This is a genomic window from Actinophytocola sp. (assembly GCF_035634895.1).
Taxonomy (GTDB): Bacteria; Actinomycetota; Actinomycetes; order Mycobacteriales; family Pseudonocardiaceae; genus Actinophytocola.
The window spans coordinates 76,693-97,116 of record NZ_DASQCC010000257.1; the positions used below are offsets into that span (position 1 = coordinate 76,693).

General features: G+C 70.6%; 23 protein-coding genes and 1 pseudogene. 10 read left to right on the forward strand and 14 right to left on the reverse strand.

Annotated features, from left to right (window positions below):
• The first annotated feature begins 154 nt into the window (after window positions 1-154).
• The 3 genes from VET29_RS39890 (at window position 155) to VET29_RS39900 (ending at window position 1,859) form a co-directional block, all read left to right on the forward strand.
• Window positions 155-508 carry an ATP-binding protein gene (locus tag VET29_RS39890; protein ID WP_324931234.1) on the forward strand — a complete coding sequence of 118 codons (354 nt, stop codon included), beginning with the start codon at window positions 155-157 and terminating at the stop codon, window positions 506-508.
• On the forward strand, window positions 505-1,170 hold the full coding sequence (locus VET29_RS39895; protein WP_324931237.1) for a response regulator transcription factor: 666 nt from the start codon (window positions 505-507) through the stop codon (window positions 1,168-1,170). The genes VET29_RS39890 and VET29_RS39895 overlap by 4 nt, the downstream gene beginning before the upstream one ends.
• Window positions 1,171-1,283: 113 nt before the next feature.
• Window positions 1,284-1,859 (forward strand): dihydrofolate reductase family protein, encoded by a 576-nt coding sequence (locus VET29_RS39900; RefSeq protein WP_324931240.1) that lies wholly within the window; start codon window positions 1,284-1,286, stop codon window positions 1,857-1,859.
• Window positions 1,860-2,047: 188 nt separating this feature from the next.
• Here the strand turns inward: VET29_RS39900 and VET29_RS39905 are convergent, their stop codons facing one another.
• Window positions 2,048-3,199, reverse strand: coding sequence for an MFS transporter (locus VET29_RS39905; protein ID WP_324931242.1), 1,152 nt, complete (start codon window positions 3,197-3,199; stop codon window positions 2,048-2,050).
• 47 nt (window positions 3,200-3,246) lie between these two features.
• On the opposite strand from VET29_RS39905, the gene VET29_RS39910 reads away from it, so the two are divergent.
• Window positions 3,247-4,677 carry a PLP-dependent aminotransferase family protein gene (locus VET29_RS39910; RefSeq protein ID WP_324931245.1) on the forward strand — a complete coding sequence of 477 codons (1,431 nt, stop codon included), beginning with the start codon at window positions 3,247-3,249 and terminating at the stop codon, window positions 4,675-4,677.
• A gap of 180 nt (window positions 4,678-4,857) precedes the next feature.
• Here the strand turns inward: VET29_RS39910 and VET29_RS39915 are convergent.
• The 6 genes and pseudogenes from VET29_RS39915 to VET29_RS39940 form a co-directional block, all read right to left on the reverse strand.
• A pseudogene (locus VET29_RS39915) lies at window positions 4,858-5,052 on the reverse strand (DJ-1/PfpI family protein); the annotation flags it as partial.
• A complete protein-coding gene (locus VET29_RS39920) occupies window positions 5,049-5,288 on the reverse strand; it encodes a DJ-1/PfpI family protein (RefSeq protein ID WP_324931248.1) in 240 nt (79 codons plus the stop codon). The gene VET29_RS39920 and the pseudogene VET29_RS39915, both read right to left, overlap by 4 nt.
• The gene (locus VET29_RS39925; protein ID WP_324931251.1) at window positions 5,285-5,974 is read right to left on the reverse strand and encodes a DJ-1/PfpI family protein; all 690 of its coding nucleotides are present in this window, start codon (window positions 5,972-5,974) and stop codon (window positions 5,285-5,287) included. The genes VET29_RS39920 and VET29_RS39925 overlap by 4 nt, the downstream gene beginning before the upstream one ends.
• Before the next feature lie 118 nt (window positions 5,975-6,092).
• Entirely contained in the window at window positions 6,093-6,704 is a 612-nt protein-coding gene (locus VET29_RS39930) for a DUF5134 domain-containing protein (RefSeq protein ID WP_324931254.1), read from the reverse strand.
• 141 nt (window positions 6,705-6,845) lie between these two features.
• Window positions 6,846-7,244 carry a hypothetical protein gene (locus VET29_RS39935; RefSeq protein ID WP_324931257.1) on the reverse strand — a complete coding sequence of 133 codons (399 nt, stop codon included), beginning with the start codon at window positions 7,242-7,244 and terminating at the stop codon, window positions 6,846-6,848.
• A gap of 266 nt (window positions 7,245-7,510) precedes the next feature.
• Complete coding sequence (locus VET29_RS39940) at window positions 7,511-7,873, reverse strand: STAS domain-containing protein (protein WP_324931260.1); 363 nt, start codon at window positions 7,871-7,873, stop codon at window positions 7,511-7,513.
• 180 nt (window positions 7,874-8,053) lie between these two features.
• Between VET29_RS39940 and VET29_RS39945 the strand changes: the two genes are divergently transcribed.
• The 3 genes from VET29_RS39945 to VET29_RS39955 all read left to right on the forward strand — a co-directional run bounded on the left by VET29_RS39945 (window position 8,054) and on the right by VET29_RS39955 (window position 10,533).
• The gene (locus VET29_RS39945) at window positions 8,054-8,533 is read left to right on the forward strand and encodes a DUF2975 domain-containing protein (protein WP_324931264.1); all 480 of its coding nucleotides are present in this window, start codon (window positions 8,054-8,056) and stop codon (window positions 8,531-8,533) included.
• Window positions 8,533-8,754 carry a helix-turn-helix transcriptional regulator gene (locus tag VET29_RS39950; protein ID WP_324931267.1) on the forward strand — a complete coding sequence of 74 codons (222 nt, stop codon included), beginning with the start codon at window positions 8,533-8,535 and terminating at the stop codon, window positions 8,752-8,754. Before VET29_RS39945 ends, VET29_RS39950 begins: the two co-directional genes overlap by 1 nt.
• 291 nt (window positions 8,755-9,045) lie before the next feature.
• Window positions 9,046-10,533 carry a carboxylesterase/lipase family protein gene (locus tag VET29_RS39955; protein ID WP_324931270.1) on the forward strand — a complete coding sequence of 496 codons (1,488 nt, stop codon included), beginning with the start codon at window positions 9,046-9,048 and terminating at the stop codon, window positions 10,531-10,533.
• Between the two features lie 532 nt (window positions 10,534-11,065).
• On the opposite strand, the gene VET29_RS39960 is transcribed toward VET29_RS39955, so the two are convergent.
• The 3 genes from VET29_RS39960 to VET29_RS39970 all read right to left on the reverse strand — a co-directional run bounded on the left by VET29_RS39960 (window position 11,066) and on the right by VET29_RS39970 (window position 13,916).
• A complete protein-coding gene (locus VET29_RS39960; RefSeq protein WP_324931273.1) occupies window positions 11,066-11,479 on the reverse strand; it encodes an Lsr2 family protein in 414 nt (137 codons plus the stop codon).
• A gap of 490 nt (window positions 11,480-11,969) precedes the next feature.
• Complete coding sequence (locus VET29_RS39965; protein WP_324931275.1) at window positions 11,970-12,851, reverse strand: DUF4349 domain-containing protein; 882 nt, start codon at window positions 12,849-12,851, stop codon at window positions 11,970-11,972.
• A gap of 105 nt (window positions 12,852-12,956) precedes the next feature.
• The gene (locus VET29_RS39970; RefSeq protein ID WP_324931278.1) at window positions 12,957-13,916 is read right to left on the reverse strand and encodes an NAD-dependent epimerase/dehydratase family protein; all 960 of its coding nucleotides are present in this window, start codon (window positions 13,914-13,916) and stop codon (window positions 12,957-12,959) included.
• 271 nt (window positions 13,917-14,187) lie between these two features.
• Between VET29_RS39970 and VET29_RS39975 the strand changes: the two genes are divergently transcribed.
• Complete coding sequence (locus VET29_RS39975; protein ID WP_324931281.1) at window positions 14,188-15,243, forward strand: glycoside hydrolase family 75 protein; 1,056 nt, start codon at window positions 14,188-14,190, stop codon at window positions 15,241-15,243.
• Window positions 15,244-15,306: 63 nt separating this feature from the next.
• Here VET29_RS39975 and VET29_RS39980 read toward each other — a convergent pair whose 3' ends face one another.
• The 4 genes from VET29_RS39980 to VET29_RS39995 form a co-directional block, all read right to left on the reverse strand.
• Window positions 15,307-16,440, reverse strand: coding sequence for a helix-turn-helix transcriptional regulator (locus VET29_RS39980; RefSeq protein ID WP_324931284.1), 1,134 nt, complete (start codon window positions 16,438-16,440; stop codon window positions 15,307-15,309).
• 78 nt (window positions 16,441-16,518) lie between these two features.
• Window positions 16,519-17,253, reverse strand: a complete 735-nt coding sequence (locus tag VET29_RS39985; protein ID WP_324931286.1) for a thaumatin family protein — start codon at window positions 17,251-17,253, stop codon at window positions 16,519-16,521.
• Between the two features lie 19 nt (window positions 17,254-17,272).
• Window positions 17,273-18,073, reverse strand: a complete 801-nt coding sequence (locus VET29_RS39990) for a glycoside hydrolase family protein (protein WP_324931288.1) — start codon at window positions 18,071-18,073, stop codon at window positions 17,273-17,275.
• Window positions 18,074-18,091: 18 nt separating this feature from the next.
• Window positions 18,092-18,505 carry a cysteine/serine endopeptidase inhibitor gene (locus tag VET29_RS39995; RefSeq protein WP_324931291.1) on the reverse strand — a complete coding sequence of 138 codons (414 nt, stop codon included), beginning with the start codon at window positions 18,503-18,505 and terminating at the stop codon, window positions 18,092-18,094.
• 247 nt (window positions 18,506-18,752) lie between these two features.
• Between VET29_RS39995 and VET29_RS40000 the strand changes: the two genes are divergently transcribed.
• Both VET29_RS40000 and VET29_RS40005 read left to right on the forward strand, forming a co-directional pair.
• A complete protein-coding gene (locus VET29_RS40000; RefSeq protein ID WP_324931294.1) occupies window positions 18,753-19,076 on the forward strand; it encodes a hypothetical protein in 324 nt (107 codons plus the stop codon).
• A gap of 113 nt (window positions 19,077-19,189) precedes the next feature.
• Complete coding sequence (locus VET29_RS40005; RefSeq protein WP_324931296.1) at window positions 19,190-20,221, forward strand: LacI family DNA-binding transcriptional regulator; 1,032 nt, start codon at window positions 19,190-19,192, stop codon at window positions 20,219-20,221.
• Window positions 20,222-20,424: the final 203 nt, after the last annotated feature.

Here is a 20,424-nt window from a genome sequence, read left to right on the forward strand (position 1 = left end):
GTCCGCGCCGCACGCGCGTGAACATGGTGATGCCCTCCGTTTTCCTTGTTATCGCGGGAATGACGGAAAAGACAGGAGGACAGGGCGTCGGCGCGAGTCACCAGGGTGAGGACATCGGCGAGTACCTCTCCCGGGGGATGTCTAGGCTCTGCGCATGCCGACAACCTGGGTCACCGACCGGTTGCGGACGGTGCGGAGTTGGTGGCATGCCCACGACGCCGCCGTGTGGGACCGAGTGGTGCAGGAAGGACTGACCACCGCAGTGAAATACGCCACCGGCCAACCCACCGAAGTACACGCCACCCACCGAGACGGCCGGATCGAGGTGGCGGTGACCAGTTCGACCGCGCCGGTCACGGTCGGCGCCGGGCGTGCACTGTCCGGCGGACGTGGGTTGACCGGGCCGCGGGAACGGGTCACGACGCTCGGGGGCGGTTTGACGGCGGGTGAGCAGCCGGACGGACGGTTCCGCGTGCATGCCGTGATTCCGATCGCGGGGGACGCGTGACCACTCGGCTGCTGATCTGTGAGGACCAGGAGCTGGTCCGGACCGGTTACGTCACGGTGTTCGACGCGCAGCCGGACATGGCCGTCGTCGGGGAGGCGGCGGACGGTCCGTCGTCGGTCGAGGCGGCGGCGCGGCTGGCGCCGGACGTCGTGGTCATGGACATCCACCTGCCGGGGATGGACGGAATCGAGTGCACGCGGCGGATCGCGGGGCGGGCGGGCGCGCCGAAGGTGCTGATCGTGACGACGTTCAACACCGACGAGTACGTGTACGAGGCGTTGCGTGCCGGAGCAAGCGGGTTCCTGCTGAAGGACGCGCCGCTGGTCGAGCTGGTGAAGGGGGTGCGCACGGTGACGCGGGGTGAGTCGCTGCTGTCGCCCACCGTGACGCGGACGCTGATCGGGCGCTTCGCCGACCGGATCCGGCCCGTCGCCGTGGTACCGGAGGGAGATCCGCTGGAGATGCTGGCGCCCCGGGAACGTGAGGTGCTGCGGCTGATCGCACGCGGCCTGTCCAACACGGAGATCGCCGAGGAGCTGACACTCGGCTTCGAGACAGTCAAGACCTACGTCTCCCGCATCCTGACCAAACTCGACCTCCGCGACCGAGTCCAAGCCGTCGTCTTCGCCTACCGCACCGGCTTCGTGAGCGCCGAGGACTAGCGGCAGGACCAACCGGCGGAGCCCGCCGGAAGCTCCGGGAAACCGCGTGTCGAAATCCGTGCCTCCCGTTCGACGCACTTACGATCGCACGCCGAACAACCGAGGAGCACCCCATGCGCACCCTGATCACCACCGCCTTCATCTCCCTCGACGGTGTCGTCGAGGCACCCGGGGGCGAACCCGGCTACCGCAACTCGGGCTGGACCTTCAAGGGCGTCGAGTTCGACCCGGCCGCCTACGAGCTCAAGGGCCGCGAGCAGGACGAGGCCTCCGCCATGATGATGGGGCGCACCAGCTACGAGGCGTTCGCGCCGGTATGGCCGGGGATGACGAAGGAGTTCCCCGGCTACCTCGCGATGCCGAAGTACGTCGTGTCGACCACCCTGCGGGAGCAGGACCTCGTGTCCAACTGGAACGAGATCACGATCCTCCGCTCCCTGGACGACGTCGCCGCCCTCAAGGAGACCGACGGCGCGCCGATCATCGTCCACGGCAGCGCCACCCTCAACCGCAACCTCTCCGACGCCGGCCTGGTCGATCGCTACCACCTGCTGGTCTTCCCGGTCCTGCTCGGCGCGGGCAAGCGACTGTTCAGCGGCACCGACAAGGACCAGCAGAACCTGCGGGTCGTCGAGAGCGAGACCTACGGCAACGGCATCCAGAAGCTGGTCTACGACGTCGTCCGCTAGTGTCCCGCGCCGGAAATGCGGTGATTAAGTCGGTGGATCCGGGTTTCTGCTGGCAAGACGCCGGTTCGCCCTCGTACTGGGTCGTACCTGGGCGAACCGGCAACGCCGCCAGCAGGAAGCTGGGCCGCCGAATTAGTTGCCTGATTTCCGGCGCGGGACACTAGTGCGGGGTCGGGGCCTGACCGACCTCACGCGCGGCGGTCGCGGCGGTCGCGGCGGACCAGGACCAGGGCGGGCAGGATCACGGCGGCGCTGAGGACGAAGGTCATGGCGTAGCCGGCCGAGGTGACGACCAAACCGGCACCCAGCGCGCCGGCGGCCATGCCGAGGTCGTACGCGCCGTTCCAGATCGCGCTCACCGCGCTCTCGCCACCGGCCGGGGCCCGGTTGTACATCAGTGCCTGCGTCGCGTTCTGCAACACGCCGAACCCGACGCCGAACACGATCGCGCCGCCGATCACCGCGGCCGGTGGCCCGGCCAGCAGCGCCATGCCCGCCGCGGACAGCACCAGTCCCGGCGCGAGCAGGGACGCCGGGCCCCGGCGGTCGCCCAGCCGGCCCGCGAACCAGCGGGCCACGGTCGACGCCGCGGGCTGCGCGAACAACGCCGTCGCCGCGACCCAGGCCGGCTGGTCCGACGTCGCGAGCGGCAGGAAGGTGACCAGCACCCCGACCGCCGCGGTCGTCGTCGCGAAGATGGCCGCCGGCCGGGTCAACGAGGGGTTCCGCAGACCGGCCAGCACGCCCTTCTCCGTCTTCGCCGTCGCGGCGCGGCTGGGCAGGCCGGGGACCGACAGCAGCGCCAGCAGCGTGGCCACCGCCGTCATCACGAACACCGGGTCGTAGCCCCAGTGCGCCGCCGCCCACACGCCCGCGGGCAACGCCAGCAGGCCTGGCACGCCGACCACGAGTCCCGTCAGCGCCAGGCCCTCCCCACGCCGCTCCGCCGGGATCAGCAGCGCGGTCACGGCACCACCGGCCACGACGGTGATCGCGAAACCGGCCCCCCGCACCACGCTGACCGCCACGATCACCCACAGGTCGCCGCTGAACGTGAGGACGATCGCCGGCGCGCCGAGCAGAACCAGTCCAGCGGCCAGCGCCCAGCGGTAGCCGACCCGGTTGACGAGCCTCGGCGTCACCAGCTCGGCGGCCACGGTGGCCAGCAGCAGCGCGACCGTCACCATGCCGGCCTGGCCGTCCGAGCCGGACTCCCGCGCGAACAACGGCACCACCGACAGCGGCAGGTTGAAGCCGATCGACGAGCCGGCGATCGACACGAAACGCAGCAGCAGCGCCCGGGACACCAGCCGGGGGCGGGCCGTCAGGTCCGTAGTCATGGTGAGAACGCTAGGAGCCGACCTGCTCACCGGTAAGGTCCGGTTTCATGCCTGTGGAGTGGGCCGGTTCCGGGCCGGAGCTGCTGATCGAGATCGACCGGGACAGCACGGGCCTGCGCGCACAGCTCGAGGACCAGCTGCGCGACGCCATCCGCCGCGGTCGCCTCGCCGCCGACGAGCGGCTGCCGTCCTCGCGTGAGCTCGCCAGGGCACTCGGCCTGTCCCGGGGTCTCGTCCAGGACTGCTACGCCCAACTGCGGGCCGAGGGCTACCTGAACAGCCGCGCCGGATCGGCCACCCGCGTGGCCTCCGGGGTGGGCACACAGCGGGAGTCGTCGCCGAGCCCCGGCTCCCGGCTCGCGCCGAGACATCCGGTCGCCGACTTCCGCCACGGCGTCCCCGATCTCCGGCTCGCGCCCCGCGAGGACTGGGCGTGGGCGGTCCGCGAGGTCTGCCGCACCGCCCCGAACTCCGCCTTCGACTACGGCGACCCGCTCGGCGAGCGCCGGCTGCGGGACGTCCTCGCCGCCTACCTGCGACGCGTGCGGGCCGTCGACGCCACCGGTGACCGGGTCGTCGTCTGCACCGGCATGGCACAGGCGCTCGGGCTCTCGCTGCGGGCACTCGCCGCCGACGGCATCGGCACCCTCGCCTTCGAGGACCCCGGCGCCCCCGGCTCGACCATCGAGCAGGCCGCCGCGGCCGGCATGGCCACCGTCGCCGTCCCGGTCGACGAGGACGGTCTCGACGTCGACGCGCTCGAACGGACCGGGGCGCGTGCCGTGCTCGTCACCCCGGCCCACCAGTGGCCCACCGGCGTGGTCCTCGCCGGTCACCGCAGGCTGGCGCTGATCGCCTGGGCACGGCGGCACGACGCGGTCATCCTCGAGGACGACTACGACGCCGAGTTCCGCTACGACCGCGACCCCGTCGGCACGCTCCAGGGGCTCGCGCCCGACCGCGTCGTCTCACTCGGCACGGTCAGCAAGTCGCTCGCGCCCGCACTGCGCCTCGGCTGGCTGGTCGCCCCCGGCCGGTTGCTCGGCGCGTTGACCCACGGCAAGCAGGTCGCCGACCGCGGCAGTCCCGGACTCGACCAGCTGGCGCTGGCCACGCTCATCGAGTCCGGACGCTACGACCGGCACCTCCGGCGCGTCCGCGCCGAGTACGCCGCCCGCCGCGAGACCCTGCTCACCGCCGTCGCCGCCCACGCGCCCGAGCTGCGCGTGACCGGGCTCGCCGCGGGCTTCCACGCCGTCCTGCACCTGCCCGCCGACACGAGCGAGGACGAGCTGATCGCCGAGGCCGGCCGGCGCGGCGTCGGCCTCTACGGCATGGCCGGACTGCACCACACCGTGCGACCGGCCGGGCCGCGGCTCGTCCTTGGTTTCGGCGACACGGCACGACACGCGATCCAGGCCGGCATCGCCGCCGTCGCCGACCTCCTGGCTGGCGGCGTCGTCCAGGAGGCGGACTGACAGCTCCTTGAGCTCCTCGCTCGCCTCGGCCGCGTTGCCGGAGTCCAGCGGCGGCTGCGGGTCGTACTCGACCGCGAGCTGAAGTGCGCGTGCGACGGTCTCGCCGACGAGCTGGACGGCGAGGTACAGGGCCATGTCGATGCCCGCGGCGACCCCCGCGGCGGTGATGATCTTGCCGGTCCGGACGTACCGGGCGGGCACGTACCGGACGCCGAACGTGGTCTCCAGGTAGTCCGCGGACGCCCAGTACGTCGTCGCACGGTCGTGGAGCAGGCCCGCCCTGCCGAGGATCAGCGAGCCCGTGCACACCGACGTCGTCCAGATGGTGTGCCGGTCGACCGCGCGGATCCAGTCCACCAGGGTCTCGTTCTTCATCGCGTCGGTCCGCCGCCCGGGACCAGCAGGACGTCCAGCCGGTCGACGTCGCCGACGGCGCGGTCGGCCAGCATCGCGACCTGTCCGGTGTCGGCCCGGACGGGACCGCGGTGCTCGGCGATCATCGTGACCGTCGCACCCGGCAGCCGGGACAGCAGATCGGCCGGGCCGGCCGCGTCCAGCAGGCTGTACCCGTCGTAGAGCAGGATCCCGATGTGCGGGCCGGGTCGCGTCATCTGGTCCAGACCGTTCCTCTGACCTGGTACTCGAGCTGGTTCTCGACACCGACGGCCGCGTCGGCGCCGAGCTCTCGCCGCACCAGCCACAGTGCCAGGTCGAGTCCACTGGTGACACCGCCGGCCGTGACGATGTCGCCGTCGTCGACCACCCGGGCCTTCGTCAGGATCCCGCCGTGCGCCCCGAGATCGGCGACCGCGCCGTGGTGGGTGATGCAGGGGCGGCCACGCAGCAGGCCGGCGGCGCCGAGCAGCAGCGTGCCGGTGCACAGCGCGGCGAGGGTGCGGCCCCGCACGGCGGCCAGCGCGGTCGGGAGGGTGCCGCGGTCGATCTCGGCCCAGACGCCGGGGCCCTCGCGACGCGCGTAACCGCCGCCCGGCACGACGATCACGTCCGCCCGCTCGGGCGCCCACCCGTGCTCGACCTCCACCAGCGTGCCGTACGAGGCACGCACGACGCCCGGTCCGTCCACGCGGACGTAGCTGGTCTCGACGCCACGTGAGGCGTGCCCGGCGGCGACCGAGAACACCTCGTACGGGCCGGCGAAGTCCTGCTCCTCGACCCCGTCGAACATCACGACCTGCACGCGCAGCGGCGCCGCCGGGCGCGGGTCCGCGGCCGACGCGGTGGTCGCCGCGGTCAGGCCGGCCGTCGCCGAGCCGCGCAGGAAGTCCCGTCGTCGCATGGCGTGCCCCCGATCGTGCGGTTCATGACCTCGTAGTCGGAGAGCGACGCGCCGCGGTTCCCGGGACCTTCCTCGGGTGCGTTGACATCCACAGTGCACTGTCCCGGATGGATGTCCGTCAGACGACCAGCATGTAGCCGGCGCCGAGGGCCATGAAGACCTGGCAGGAGGCGGCCAGGCGCGGGGCCGTGAGCAGTGCCGGCAGCCGGGCGTCGCACCCCACGGCGGGCCGGGCCACCCGTGCGCCGAGCGTCGTCGCGTGGACGACGAAGTAACCGGCGAAGGCCCAGCCGATCACCGGCAGCGCCAGGTTCGCGTCGTGCATCGCCGGTACCCACGGCGCGGCCATCGCGTTGTGCCCATCGCCGGCCGGCATGGCGAACAGCATGTACAGCATTGCCAGCCCGGCGACCATGTGGTGCAGGCCGCTGCCGTGCCAGCCGATCTCCTCGGCCGGGGAATGCCGTTGCCGCAACCACGACGCGCCGAACCACGCCGTGGTCACGAGGAAGATCGTCTGCCAGCCGGCCACGGGCACCGGGCCGCCCGCCGGGGAGCACATGACGGCCATGCCCGCGCTCATCATCCCGTGCCCGAGATCGGTCGCCCGATGGCAGGCGCGATACCGCGCCGGCACGTGCCGGGCCGCCGCCAGCCGGGCCACACAATAGGCGCCGACGGCGACGAAAAGCACGGTCAGCAGCCAGCGAAACCAGTCCGGACCGCCCATGGGTCGCCACCTCGGTGTTCACCGGTGAGAAAGCGCAGCGCGCGGTCCCCGGCCAGAGACGTCCGGGGACCGCTGTATACGCACTACGAGATATGCACTACGGGTGAGACGATTTCGGCCGTGAATCGGGTCCGGCCCGATTCAGCCCAGGCTCGACAACTGCGAGCGAAGAAGCTCCGCGGCGCGACCGGCGCTCTCGGAGTGAATTCGGCAGTGCTCGCTGTGCTCGGCGTGTGCACCGCATTCCTGCGCACTGCGTTCGGCGGCCGCGGCGGCGGCCTCGAGAACGGCCTTCACGACGGTCAGGTCGGCGCCTTCGCCACGGGCGAGCACACGGCCCGCGGTGGCGGCGGTGTCGGCGGCGTCGAGGGCGGCGCGGGTGGCGCTGAGCACGCCGCCGCCGCCGGCCGTCATGGCCACCGCACATGCGGTGGAGTCACGGTCCAGATCGGCGAGCGACTGCAGAACGGTCGACAACTGGTCGACATTGAAAGACGGCTCGACGGTAACTGTTTGTAAGATGTCCTTCGCGGTGGTCATTGACAACTTTCCCTTCTCCTGGCTAGAAGTTCGAGAAGTCGGTCATGTGGTGCCGGCTGAATCTTCGCGAGGTCAGAAGTCCGTGTCAATACGGACAACTGCACGGACAACGTTCGGCCCCCAGCAGTACACCCAATGGCGGAAGAGATCTTCATCAATTCACGGGACCCCGGACGTGACCGATTCCCGGAAGATTCGTGACGAACTCACATCGTATTCGAATCCGGAACGCACACCCGCGGCCGTCTGTCCACAAGCGACAGTGACTAGGCGGCGAGCGCCTCGGTCACGGAGCCGTACAACGCGAGCACCCCGTCCCGACCGGTCAGCTGGATCGGCCGGATGACCGGCCGGTTCGAGCCCACCACGACACGCAGCGACCGGGCGCGCTGGTTCACCTCGATCAGGGTGGTGAGCCCGGCCGAGTCGAGGAACGTGACGCCGGTGAGGTCCACGACGCAGAGACCTCCCGGCGACTCGGCGAGCGCGTCGAGCAGAGCCGTGCGCAGCGCGGGCGCGGTGACGAGGTCGACCTCGCCCGCGGCCTCGACCACCCGGACTCCGCCCACCGTGCGACTGGTGATGCGCAGGCCCGGGCGCGACAGGTTGGCGTCGTGGCGGTCGTTCACAAGGGTGGAGGTTAGTAAAAGCCTTCGGGCGCACCGGAATCAGCCGTACTGGCCAGTTGGACAGAGATCTGACCAGGACATTCGCCTGTGGACACCCCGGCCTGGACCTCCCAGAACACCGTGACAACGGTTCGATAGATAGCGATTGACAATCGATAGATAGCAAGCGAGACTCGATGCATGACGGTGGCGCATCGGGCCGTGGCCCTGCTCAGAGTCCTCCTCGTGGTGTTGTTCGGCATCCTGGTCGTGTTCCAGACCATGTCGCTGCCCGGCCAGTTCCGCTTCATGGCCCAGGAGGAACCGGACCTCGCGTACCTGAGGTGGCCGGCGACCGCCGTGTCGGTGTTCTGGGTGCTGTGCGTCCAGGTGGTGATCGTGTGTACCTGGAAGCTGCTCACCCTGGTCAGGAAGGACCGCATCTTCAGCCCGGCGTCCCTCGCGTGGGTCGACGCGATCGTCTGGGCCGTCGCCGCGGCCTGGGTGGTGCTGGTCGGCGTGTTCCTCTACGTCGGCTTCAACGCGGACGACCCCGGGCTGCCGCTCCTGCTGTTCCTGGTGGTGGTCGGCGTGACCGTGTTGGGCCTGTTGCTGGTGGTGCTGCGTGCGCTCCTGCGCCAGGCCACCACGCTGCGCGCCGACATGGAAGCGGTGATCTGATGCCGATCGTCGTGCGCATCGACGTCGAGCTGGCCAAACGGAAGATGAGCGTCGGCGAGTTCGCCGAGCGGGTCGGGCTCACGCCGGCGAACGTCGCGGTACTGAAGAACGGCCGGGCCAAGGCCGTGCGCTTCAGCACCCTGGAGGCCATGTGCAGGGTGCTCGACTGCCAGCCCGGCGACCTGCTCGAGTGGATCGAGGACGATCACCCCGGCACGTAGGGCTCGCCGTTGTTCCCCGCGTGGACGGGTTACGGTCCACATCGGACGAATCAAGGCGAACAGGGTTCTTCGCGGTCGATCAGGTGCCGTGGCGTGCTGAGACGCGGTGATACTTGCTACTTGTTTCGCACGTGGGCATGATCTGCGCTGTGGTGCTGTCGCCGATGCCGCCGCCTGCCCGAGACCGTCGGGCGCGGCGGTCCTGGGCCCGCGGACCTCGGCGGGCGGCCCGTGTGCCGGTGAGAAGCCAACCGCGAGGCCGTCCGGGCGGCGTGCAGAAGGGTGCCACCGATGACTGAGGTGCGGACCACCGCCGGAACAGTCCGCGGCCGCCGGAAGGACGACCTGACCGTCTTCCGCGGCATCCCCTTCGCCGCACCACCCGTCGGCGACGCACGGTTCGCGGCACCACGACCAGCGGTTCCCTGGGACGGTGTGCGCGAGGCGTTCGCCTTCGGGCCACCCGCACCGCAAGACCTCGGCAGCTTCCGGCCCGCGGGCGCCGCCCTGCCGCCACCGCCGCCGGGCGACGACTGGCTGACCGTCAACGTGTGGACACCCGACCCGGACCCCGCCGCGCGCCGCCCGGTGATGGTGTGGATCCACGGCGGTGCCTACAAGCTCGGCACCGCCGCCCAGGCGGGTTACGACGGCGGCCGCATCGCCCGCGACGGCGGCGTCGTGGTGGTCACCTGCAACTACCGGCTGGGCATCGAGGGTTTCGCGGAGATCGGCGGGGCGCCGGCCAACCGTGCCCTGCTCGACCAGGTCGCGGCGCTGACCTGGGTGCGCGACAACATCACCGCGTTCGGCGGCGATCCCGGCCAGGTCACCGTGTTCGGCGAGTCCGCGGGCGGCGGGTCCGTGGCCGCGCTGCTCGCGATGCCGGCCGCGGCCGGGTTGTTCCGCCGCGCCATCGCCCAGAGCGTTCCCGGCACGTTCCTCTCCGCCGAACTGGCCGCCGACGTCGCCGCCGCCATCGCCGCCGAGCGCGGCCTGCGGCCGACCGTCGCCGACCTGGCCACTGTGGAGCCGCACGAGCTGGTTCTCGCCGGTGAGGCGGTGGCCGCCACGACGCTCGACCACGCCGACCACTGGGGGCAGCTGGCCCACGGCGACACCATCTTCGCCCCGGTCGTCGACGGCGAGGTCCTGCCGGTCACGCCGTGGCAGGCACTGGCCGGCGGCGCGGGCCGGGACATCGCGCTGATCACCGGGCACAACCGCGAGGAGTGGCGGTTGTTCATGGGCATGTTCGGCAGGATCGGCAACATCACCGACGACGACGCGAACCGGGCGCTTCGTGTGTTCGGCCCCGGCGCCGACTACCGGACCGCGTTCCCGGACGCCTCGGCCGAGCAGCTCTACGAGCGCGTCCACTCCGACCTCGTCTTCCGCATGCCCACCCTGCGCCTGGCCGAAGCCCAGGCCGCCGGCGGCGGGCGCGCCTACCTCTATGAGCTGACCCTGGCCGCCCAGGGCCAGTTCGGCGCCTGCCACGGTCTCGACATCCCGCTGCTGTTCGGCACCACCGACGCCGACCTCGGCCCGCTGCTGCTCGGCCCGGAACCGTCCCCCGACGTACAGCGGCTGTCGACCGCCATGCGCACGGCGTGGACCGCGTTCGCCACCACCGGCGACCCCGGCTGGCCGGCCTTCGACCACGTCGAGCGTCTCACCCAGATCTTCGACACCACGTCGACCGTCGCGCCCTACCCCGAGGAGACGTCCCGGAAGATGTGGCAGGGCAACGACTTCCTTCCCCTCCCGCTCAGCTGACGGCGGTCCACCCCAGCGGGACAGGACAACCGAAGTGGAGGGGTGTCGCCGGCTGGAGCGCCGAGGGCGCGAACGGGCCTGCTCGATGCCCCACACAGGCGGACGTGCTCATTCTGGCGGCCGGTGGCGTGTCCGGCGCCGTGGGCACCGCTGTCGACCGCTGAGTGGCCGGAACGGGATCCGGGATGACAATTGGCAACGTCTCGCCACGCCGCGGGCCGCTCGTCCCCCGACGACACGGCGGGACCGTCCTCAGTGCACGATGACCGCGGCCAACGCACTACTGTCCGCCGCGACGCCTCACCTTGCGGTATGCGAGTGGCTCACCCAAGGAAATCATGGTGACCAGACAACAGTGCGTCACGTCGTGGTCCAGGCAATCAGCGGCAGTACTGCGTCATTTGTCACAGGTCGACGCAAAGCCGACAGCCTGTCCGCAATTCCCCGGTGCCGAGAAACCGATGACGGGAGCTTTTTTCGCATTGCGGCTGTGACGCGGGCACAGCCTGGGCCGCCGCACCCGCGTCACAGGTCACGCTTTCTTGGCCGGCGTGCGTCGCCGGGCCGTGACTTTACTGGCGGCGACGGCCTTCGTCTTCTTCGCCGGCTGCTGCTGCGCTTCCTTGTACGCCTCGATGACGTGCGCGGGAATCCGGCCACGACCAGCCAGTTCGTATCCGTTCTCCAGCGCCCATACGCGAATCGCGCCGGCCTCGCCGTTACTGCTGGACCGGTCGGCCGAGCGCGTTCCGCGCTTCAACCGGCCACCGGTACGGCGAGCCGACCCGATGTAGTCCTCGTACGCCTTGCGAAGCCGCTCCGCGTTTGCGGTGTTCACGTCGATTTCATACATGACGCCGTCGAGGCCGAACTCCACCGTGGTGACGTCATCGGACGACGTGCCGTCCAAGTCGTCGACCAGTTGCACCAAAACCTTCTGGGCCATTGCCTTCTCTCTTACGTCCGGGGGGTGTGCGCGCATATCCGCGACATTCAACGCACTGTATAGGCCACGATAGCAAATATTGCCGGGTCGCCGCACGTCGCGGTCTGATTTCATTCTGCAGCGGATTGTCGGGCACGGGCCTGTTCGCGCCGTTTCGGTGACCGAATACGCCCACGTCGTTTGCCCGGTCCGGCCGCCGTGCTTGGTGAACCTCGTCTCAATGAGACGTAAGGGATGGGCCAAATGGCCGTCGTCGGCAGACCCGGCGGGGCGGTGGGCTACGCCACAAAAATGCGTCGCACCCGACCTGGACCGGGTGCGACGCCGCTGGAACTCGATGTTATTCGCGCCCGGATGCGAGGTGGCGGGACGCGATGAGCCGCACCGCGTGGGAGGTGTTCGCGGACGGCGCGCGGTGTTCATTCGTGGCTCGACGGCGAAAAAAGCAGTGCCGGGCTGTCCAATATGGGCAGCCCGGCACCGCTTCCCGTCACGACTCCTGAACGGCCGCGATCCGGCGACGCCGCCACCAGCGGTACGCCAGCACGCCAGGAACCGCCAGCACGAGCAGGAACGGCAGCACCGCGCCGAGCACCTGCAGCGTGACGGCGCCGGCATCGAGGAACGCGCTCCAGCCGTCGGACAGGCCGGCGACGAAGCCGCTCGACTCCTCCTCCCGCTGGACCGCCGGCGGCGCGGTGGACCTGCTGACCTTGACGGTCACCGTGGACAGGGCGACCTGGCCACCCAGTGCCTGCCTGCGTTGTTCGAGCGACTCGAGGTCCGCCTCACGCGTGGTCAGCTCCTGCTCGATCCGCACGATCTCGTCGACCGTGGTCGCCTTGGCCAGCAGCGTGCGGATGCGGTCGACACTGGCCCGCTGGGTCGTGATGCGGCTGTCGAGGTCGACCACCTCCTCGGTGACGTCGTCCGCCCGCTGGTTGCTGCGGGTCACCGTGCCCAGCTCGGACAGCTCACCGAGCGCCTGGTCGAACCGGTCGGAGGGGATGCGCAGGGTGAGTGTCGCGGTGTCCTCGCGAACGTCCTCCTGCCCGGAGTAGCCGCCCTGGGCGATGGCGATGTCCCGCGCGCCGGCGGCGACCTTGCCCACGTCGTGGGTGGTCAGGTCGATGTTCGCGGTACGCACCAGCATCCGGTTCACCCCGGGCTGGTCGACGTTCTCTCTTTCCGCACCGCCGGACTTCCTCGGCTGGTCGGCGCCACCGGAGCCGCCCGCCGAGTCCTGTGCCCCGTCCGCCGAGCCCTCGACCGGCATCGAGGTCGCGACGTCCGATCCACTGGCGGTACACGCGGTGGCAAGCCCGGTGGCGATGCCCAACACGAGTGCGACGCCGGCAAGCCTGCGGTTCATGTGTCCTCCTGGTTGTCATCTGGTGTCCGAAAGACGGAGAAACACCCGATGCCCGTTGTCCGGGAAGGATCACAAGTCGGCATCCTGTGCGGCCCTGGCCCGCCGTCAGAGAGCGGGGACGTCACCCCGGGCGGCCAGCCACTCCAGAGCTTCCCGGACCGCCTGCAGTGAGCTGTAGCGGGGCCGGAAGTCCAGCAGCCGTTCCGCCTTCGCGATGCCGCAGTTCGGGCTGTGGGCGATGTGGTCCCACGTCGCACCCGCGGCGCCGGGGTCGACCGTCTCCCGCCACTGTTCCCACGGCAGGAAGCTCAGGTCGGCCGCGCGTCCGTACCAGCCGGCCACCGCCTCCGCGTAGCCGCGCAGCGTGAGCGCCGCGGGTGACACGACGTGGAAGCTCTCCCCCACCGCCGCCGACCAGTTGGCCATCGCCGCGGTGAACGACTGGGCGACGTCGTCCGCGTGCACGTGGTGCAGGGTCTCCAGGCCCAGGTTGGGCAGCGCCACCTGCTCGCCATCGGCAAGCCTGCGGTAGACGTCCAGGTCCAGGTTGCCGGCGGGGTTGATCGGCACCCAGCCGGGCCCGCTGATGTGCCCGGGGTGCAGCACGGTCGCGGGGAACCCGTCGCGGCGCGCGCGATCCAGCAGGTACGTCTCGATCTCCGCCTTCTGGACGCCGTAGTCGCCGAACGGGCGGCGCGGCGCCTCCTCGGTGGTCGGGACCTGCACGCTCGGCCCGTGCACCCAGATCGTGCCGCAGTGCAGGAAATGGCTTACCTGGCCGTCCAGCGCCTCCGCGAGCTGCCGCGCGCTGTCCAGCGTGAAGCAGATCAGGTCGATCACGACGTCCGGCGCCAGGCCACGCACGCGGTCGCCGAACGTGCCGGCCCGGTCCTCCTCCGCACGGTCCGCGACGACCGTCGTGACCGACGACCACGCCCCGTCCGGCCGGTACGGGCTGGCCTTGCCCCTGGTCAGGACCGTCACCTCGTGCCCGGCCGCGACCAGTCGCGGCACCAGGTAGCCGCCGATATGTCCCGTGCCGCCGATTACCACCACGTGTGTCATGTCCTGATCGTGCTCGGCCGGCCACCCCGACGCCAACGCGGGACTTCCCGGCGAGCCGACCGGTGCGGCCGTACCGGTTGTAGCAAGCGCTTTCCCGACCTCCGGCCGAGATGCGGACATAACGGTACACAACAGACAGTTCGACGGCCATCCGGTATAGCCGCGGCGATATCGATGCCCTTGGCGGTATAGACCATTGACGTACGGCGGCCGGCAGCCTACTTTCCGTTATTAGTAAGGAAGACTTTCTAACTGTTCGGGAGGTGTAGCCATGCGTGGAGCCAAAGCCGTCCTGACCGCGGTCGTCGCCGTCGGTGGCCTCGTCGGGGCGCCGGGGGCAGCGCCCGCGGCGACGACGGTCTACCAGGCCGAAGGCGCGGTCGTCTCGCAGGGTGTGGTCGAGTCCAACCACGCCGGGTTCACCGGGTCGGGATTCGTCAACACCGACAACGTCGCCGGCTCCTCGGTGCAGTGGTCGGTGTCCGTGCCCGCGGGCAGCACGCAGCTGGTGTTCCGGTTCGCGAACGGCACCACCGCCTCGCGCCCGATGACCGTCGCGGTCGACGGCGCCGCGGTGTCCACGCCGGCGTTCGCGGCGACCGGCGCGTGGACCACGTGGACCACCAGCACCGTCACCACCACGCTGAGCGCCGGCAGCCACACGGTGCTCGCCACCGCGACGACGGCGGGCGGCGGCCCGAACCTCGACTCGCTGACGGTCAACGACAGCGCGGGCGGCACCGCCGCGCCGACCGCGGCCGAGCTGCTGGCCAAGGTCACGAGCTGCACGCAGATCTCCAACGGCAAGTACAAGACCGACGAGGAGGCCTCGCGCACGATCTCGGTGTGCGACAAGAACGGCGCGGTCTTCTGGAAGGCCGACATGGACATCGACTGCGACGGTCAGCGGACCACGCAGTGCAACGAGGACACCGACTGCTGCTTCCAGGACGACACCGCGTTCCACCAGTCCGACGGCAGGCCGCTCAACGCCGCCACCCTGCCCTACGTCGTGGTGCCGAGCCCGAGCAGCACCTGGGACTACCGCAACTTCGGCATCAAGGGCGGCGGGGTCGTCGCGATCATCTACAACAACCAGGTGTTGTACGCGGTGGTGGGCGACACCGGTCCGACGGACATCATCGGCGAGGCGTCGTACGCGTCGGCCGACCAGCTCGGGATCAACCCCGACCCGAGCAACGGCGGCACCGACTCGGGCGTCACGTACATCCTGTTCAAGAACTCCCAGATCTCCCCGATCGAGAACCACGGCAAGGCGGTCACCACGGGCGAGCAGCTGGCCCGTCAGTTCGTCAACAACAACTGAGGCCGGCTGACGGCCCTCGTGCGGGCTCGCACGAGGGCCGTCAGCGCGGGTCGGAACCGCGGGTCAGAACAAGGCCGCCAGCACGGCGCTCAGTTCGCGGCGGCCCGAGATGCCCAGCTTCCGGTAGACGCCGGACAGGTGGAACTCGACGGTCCGGAGTGTCAGGCTCAGCTTCTCGGCTATCTGTCTGTTCGTGTGCCCGGCGGCCGCCAGCCGCGCGACTCTGGTCTCCTGTCGTGTCAGCGGGGCGGTCGCACCCGGCGCCGGCAGGTTCTCCAGCACCGGCCTGATGCGTCGCGACCACCGGACGTTGCCGCCCCGCCGCGCCAGCCTGTCCGCCAGCAGCAGCTTCGCCCGGGCCGCGCCGCGGTCCCGCCGCTTGCGCAGCAGCAGCCCCAGGTCGTGCAGTGCCCAGATCTGCTCGTTGCGGGCACGGGCCAGGTCCAGCAACCGCACCGCGTCCGCCAGTAGGTCGATGTCGGTCCGGAGCAGCGCCACGGGGTGCAGCGCGGCGCCCACGGTCGCGGGCGAACCCCACCGCCTGGCCGCCACCAGCTCGTCGTCGGCCAGTGCCAGCGCCAGGTCCACCCGCCGGGTCGCGAGTGCCGCCAGTGCCGCGCGGGACCGCCACGCGACCACCGCCGGGTTGGCGATCCCCGACTCGGCCAGCTCCCTTCCGCACGCCAGGTACCCGTCCACCGCGAGCTCGAACCGGTTGCTCGCCAGCTGGACGGCCGCGTGCGCGGCGAGCGCCCCACCGGGAACCGACTCGAGCAGGGACTCCGCCAGGGCCAGCTCGTCGCGCTGTACCAGGATCTCCACCAGCCACGCCAGGTCGCCCGGCGGCGGCGCACGCAGCGCGCCGGCGACCATCTCCCTCGCGACGGCGCAGTCCCCGGCCAGGTAACGGATCCGGGCATGCAGCACCGTGAACTCCGCGCGCCACTCCGGTCTCGTCAGCGCGGCCGCGCAGTGGGCCTCGGCCGACGGCAGGTCGCCCGCGTACACCAGCGTCAGCACGGCGTGCCGGAAGCAGCTCGGGTCGCTCGCGCACTCCTCACCACCCAGCGCCCGCTCGGCGAGCTGGACCGCCAGCGACCGGTGGATCCCCTGGTGTGCCGCCTGAATCGCCCGGTGGGCCAGGCAGTCGCGCGGGACGACCGCGGACGGGGCTGCCGTCCGCGGTCGCTGGGTCACATTCCGTGATTGTGCCGGACCCCGCGGGCAGCCGGCGACATCTGCCCGATCGACCAGCCCGTGTTGCCCGCGCGCCCCCTACCGTCCACTGTGGAACGTCACGGTGAACCCGCTGCACTGCCGGCACTGCCGCACGACCTGGTTGCCCGGCACGGTGTCCTGGTGCGACCAGGCGTAGGCCCTGGGGCACCGGGACGAGATCGCGTCGCTGTACGCGGTCCGCACGTCCCGGTTGGGGTTGGTGCAGAGCATCGGTGTGCCGTCGTCCCAACGGGTCAGGTTCGCCGCCGGGCAGAACGGCAGCAGGTTCTGCGAACACCCCATCGCCTCGCACTCCGGCGGTGACGCCGACGCGTCGCGCGGCACGATGGTGACCGGCAACGAGAACGCGTTCACGTAGCTCACGTTGTACCAGGGCGCCAACGAGTCCGCGCGGTCGAAGTTGAACTCCGCCAGGCTGGCCGGCTGCTCGCCGGTCGTGCAGCGGTTGGCCTGCGGCCCGCAGTCGCCGACCCGGCAGCGGAAGGTGCTGCCGGGCGTGCCGGTGCAGCCCTGCCGGGCGAAGAACTTGCCACGCCAGTGGTTCGGTGCGCTCGACTCGGGAATCGTCACGGTCACGGACTGCCCGTTCTGCAGCACGGGGAAGTTGGTGAAGTTCACCGAGCCGTCGGCGTTCACCCCGCTGCCGAGCCAGATCGTCCCGCCGGACTGGTTGACCAGGGTGACGGTGTGGTCCGCGAGGGCCGTCGCGGGTGCCGCGGTCACCAGCGTCGCGGCAATCGTCGCGATGAGGGCGTACAGGATCCTGCGCATTCGCTCCTCCTGGATTTCGTCACGCGGCGGCGCGGTAGGCGGCGCCGGCGGCATTGGCGGTCGAGCCCGTGTACAGGCCGGTCGGGCTGGTGCTGGTCGACAACGTGAACCAGGCGTACCGCTCCACGAACGCCAGGCCCTGCAGCATCGCGGTGGAGTTCCGCGCGAAGTCGGCCTGCTGGGTCTGGCTCGGGTACCTCGGGGTCGGGCCGGTGAAGTCGATCAGCGCGTACTCGGTGAGCCAGATCGGTTTGTGGTACCGGTCGTACACGGCCTGCAGGTAACCGCGCAGGTGGCCCACGGCCGCGGCGGAGAAGTCGCTGCCGTACCAGTGCAGTGGGATGAAGTCGACGCGGTAGCCCCGTGCGGCCGCACCGCTCATGAACCGGTCGAGCCAGCCGCCGGCGGAGTCGCCGCCGAACGCGACGGCCGGCGCGGAGAGCCGCATGCCGGTCCCCTGCAACCGGGGCCACAGCCCGAGCGCCTGGTCGACCGACATGTTGGCCTGACCGGTCATGTCCGGCTCGTTGAACGCGAGCAGGGTGGTGCCCAGTGCCTTCGCCTCGTTCAGCTGGGCGTCGTTGACCGAGCCAGGACCCCAGATCATCGGCACGAACTCCACGCCGGACGGCGCGATGACGCCCTGCTTGTTCGACGCCCAGGTGTAGAACCAGCCCGCCCGGACGTCACCGAGCGCGGCGGTCACGCCGTTGGTGTTGAGCGCGCTCACGCCCTTCTTCGTCGCCTGCGCGGCATCGGCCGGCGCGGCCGCGAACAGCGTCACCAGCAGGAGGATCACCAGGTTGCGCAGCCACCGCATCGAACGTTCCCTTCGTCGTCAGGACCGGACGAACTTCCACGTCAGCCGGATGTTGCCGAGGTTGGGATCGGCGAGCCGCGCGAACGCCGGCTGGCTGAGGTCGATGTGCGCGCTGTCGCAGCTCGGGCACTTGTCCCTGACCGGCACGGTGATGGTCCGGCCGTTGTAGGTCACCTGGACCGAGACGCCGGTGCAGAGCGGGTCGTTGTTCGGGTTGGGCGTCGACCAGTAGGAGGCCGGCACCGCGACCAGCATCTCCGTCGCGGCGTTCAGCCAGGTGCCGCACGCGCCGAAGCCCGAGTCGTTGTAGTACGTGGCGTTGCCGTTGACCGGCTGGTTGAACGGGATGTCCGCGTACGCGGTGCCCGTCATGGCCAGTGGCAGCGCCACGGCCGAGGACAGCACCGCGAGGGCTCTACCAATCTTCTTCATACCAGGACATCCAACACCGGCCGGACGGCTGAGTCTCTACGGTCCGACCACAGGAAATCGCTTTCCGCGTGACAGGTCCCCGGGACGAACGGCTCGGTGCTCGCCGTTGCCACTTTCGATGCTCCTCGCGGCGCGGCCACCCATCGTGAGACGGGTGTGACTCCGGGTCGCACCCAGGACTCCGTCCGAGTGATGCACGTGCATATGCCCTTTTGCAATTTGCACTCAATTCGTAGTGTCACCTTCCGTGAACGAAACGACTCTCATCGATCCCGAGGGTGACGTCGACGCCGCCAGCGAGTTGTTCGATGCGGTACGGGCCGCGCAATACCACCTGTTACGTCGCGGAACCGATCTCGCGAGCGTCAACCACGCGCTCGCCGATCTCCTCGCGGTACTGCTTCCGGTGTACGCCCAGCTCGTGTCGATGGCCGTCGCGCATCCCACCGGCGCGGTCGCGACCGTGCTGCGGCACCTGCGGCGCGCGTTCTGCCAGGCAGCAAGCGGGCTCCCCGAGACCGCCGTGTCCGCCGTGGTCCTCGCCGCCGTCTGGACCTACCACCTCGACTGAGGCTCAGTAGGCGACCGGTGGTCGAGTGTCCCGGGAGGGCCGGCGACACGCGACATCGGTTCGCGGTACGGGAATCGCAGAGGAGAGCGCTCTCCGCCACGTACCATGCCGGCATGAAGGATCGGCGAACGCCGACGCTCGAGGACGTCGCACGGGTCGCGGGCGTGTCGCGCGCGACAGTGTCCAGGGTGGTCAACGGCGTGCGCAACGTCGACGTGGAACTGCAGGAGGCGGTACGCAGGGCCGTCGCGGAGACCGGGTACGCGCCCAACCGGGCCGCCCGGTCGCTGGTGACGCGGCGTGCGGGCAGCATCGCGCTGGTCGTGTCCGGAGCGGGCGACGGGGACCGGGACTTCACGTCGTCGGTGTTCGCGGACCCGTTCTTCGGCCGGGTGGCCGCCGGGGTGGTGGAGTTCCTGCGACCGCTCGGCATGCACCCGCTGCTCATGCTGGCCGACAGCGACGACGTGCGGGCCGAGGTGGTCGCGCAGCTGCGGCAGGGAGCGGCGGACGGCGCTCTGCTCGTGTCGACGCACGGGGAGGACCCGCTGCCGGAGATGTGCGTGCGCGCGGACGTGCCCGCGGTGCTGTTCGCCCGGCCGGCGACCCCGATCCCGATCAGCTACGTCGACCTGGCGCACGCCGAAGGTGCCCGGCTGGCCGCGGAGTACCTGCTGAGCCGGGGCTGCCGCCGGCTCGCGACGATCACCGGACCGCTGGACGTGCCGGCGAGCCAGGACCGGCTGTCCGGCTTCCGCGACGCGGTGGCCCGGCACGGCCAGCCGTACGTGCCGATCGTGGAGGGCAACTTCCGACAGGACGGCGGCGAGGCGGCAATGGAGCGACTGCTCGCCGAGCACCCGAAGGTCGACGGCGTATTCGCGGCCAACGACCTGATGGCCCAGGGCGCTTTGCGGGTACTACGCCGCCACGGCCGCGAGGTCCCGACCGACATGGCCGTGGTCGGCTTCGACGACGGCCCACAGGCTCTGGCCTGCGACCCACCCCTGACAACGGTCCGCCAACCCGTAGAGGACATGGCCGCGGAAATGGCCCGCCTACTCCTGAAACACATCGAAGAACCCGGCCACGACCCAGTCTCCGTAATCTTCGACCCAAAAGTAGTCACCCGAACCTCAGCCTGACCCCCACCATTCGCGAGTCCCGCGCCCAAACAGCGCGAGTCCCGCGTTCAAACACCGCGAGTCCCGCGTTCAGACATGCCGAGTCCCGCGTTCGAACACCATGAGCTGCGGTTTCGTGCGCACCGACCCTGGGCGAGGGCCGCGGCGTGGGGAAGGGTCTGCACGAAACCGCAACTCGGTGTGCGTGAACGCGGGACTCGCTA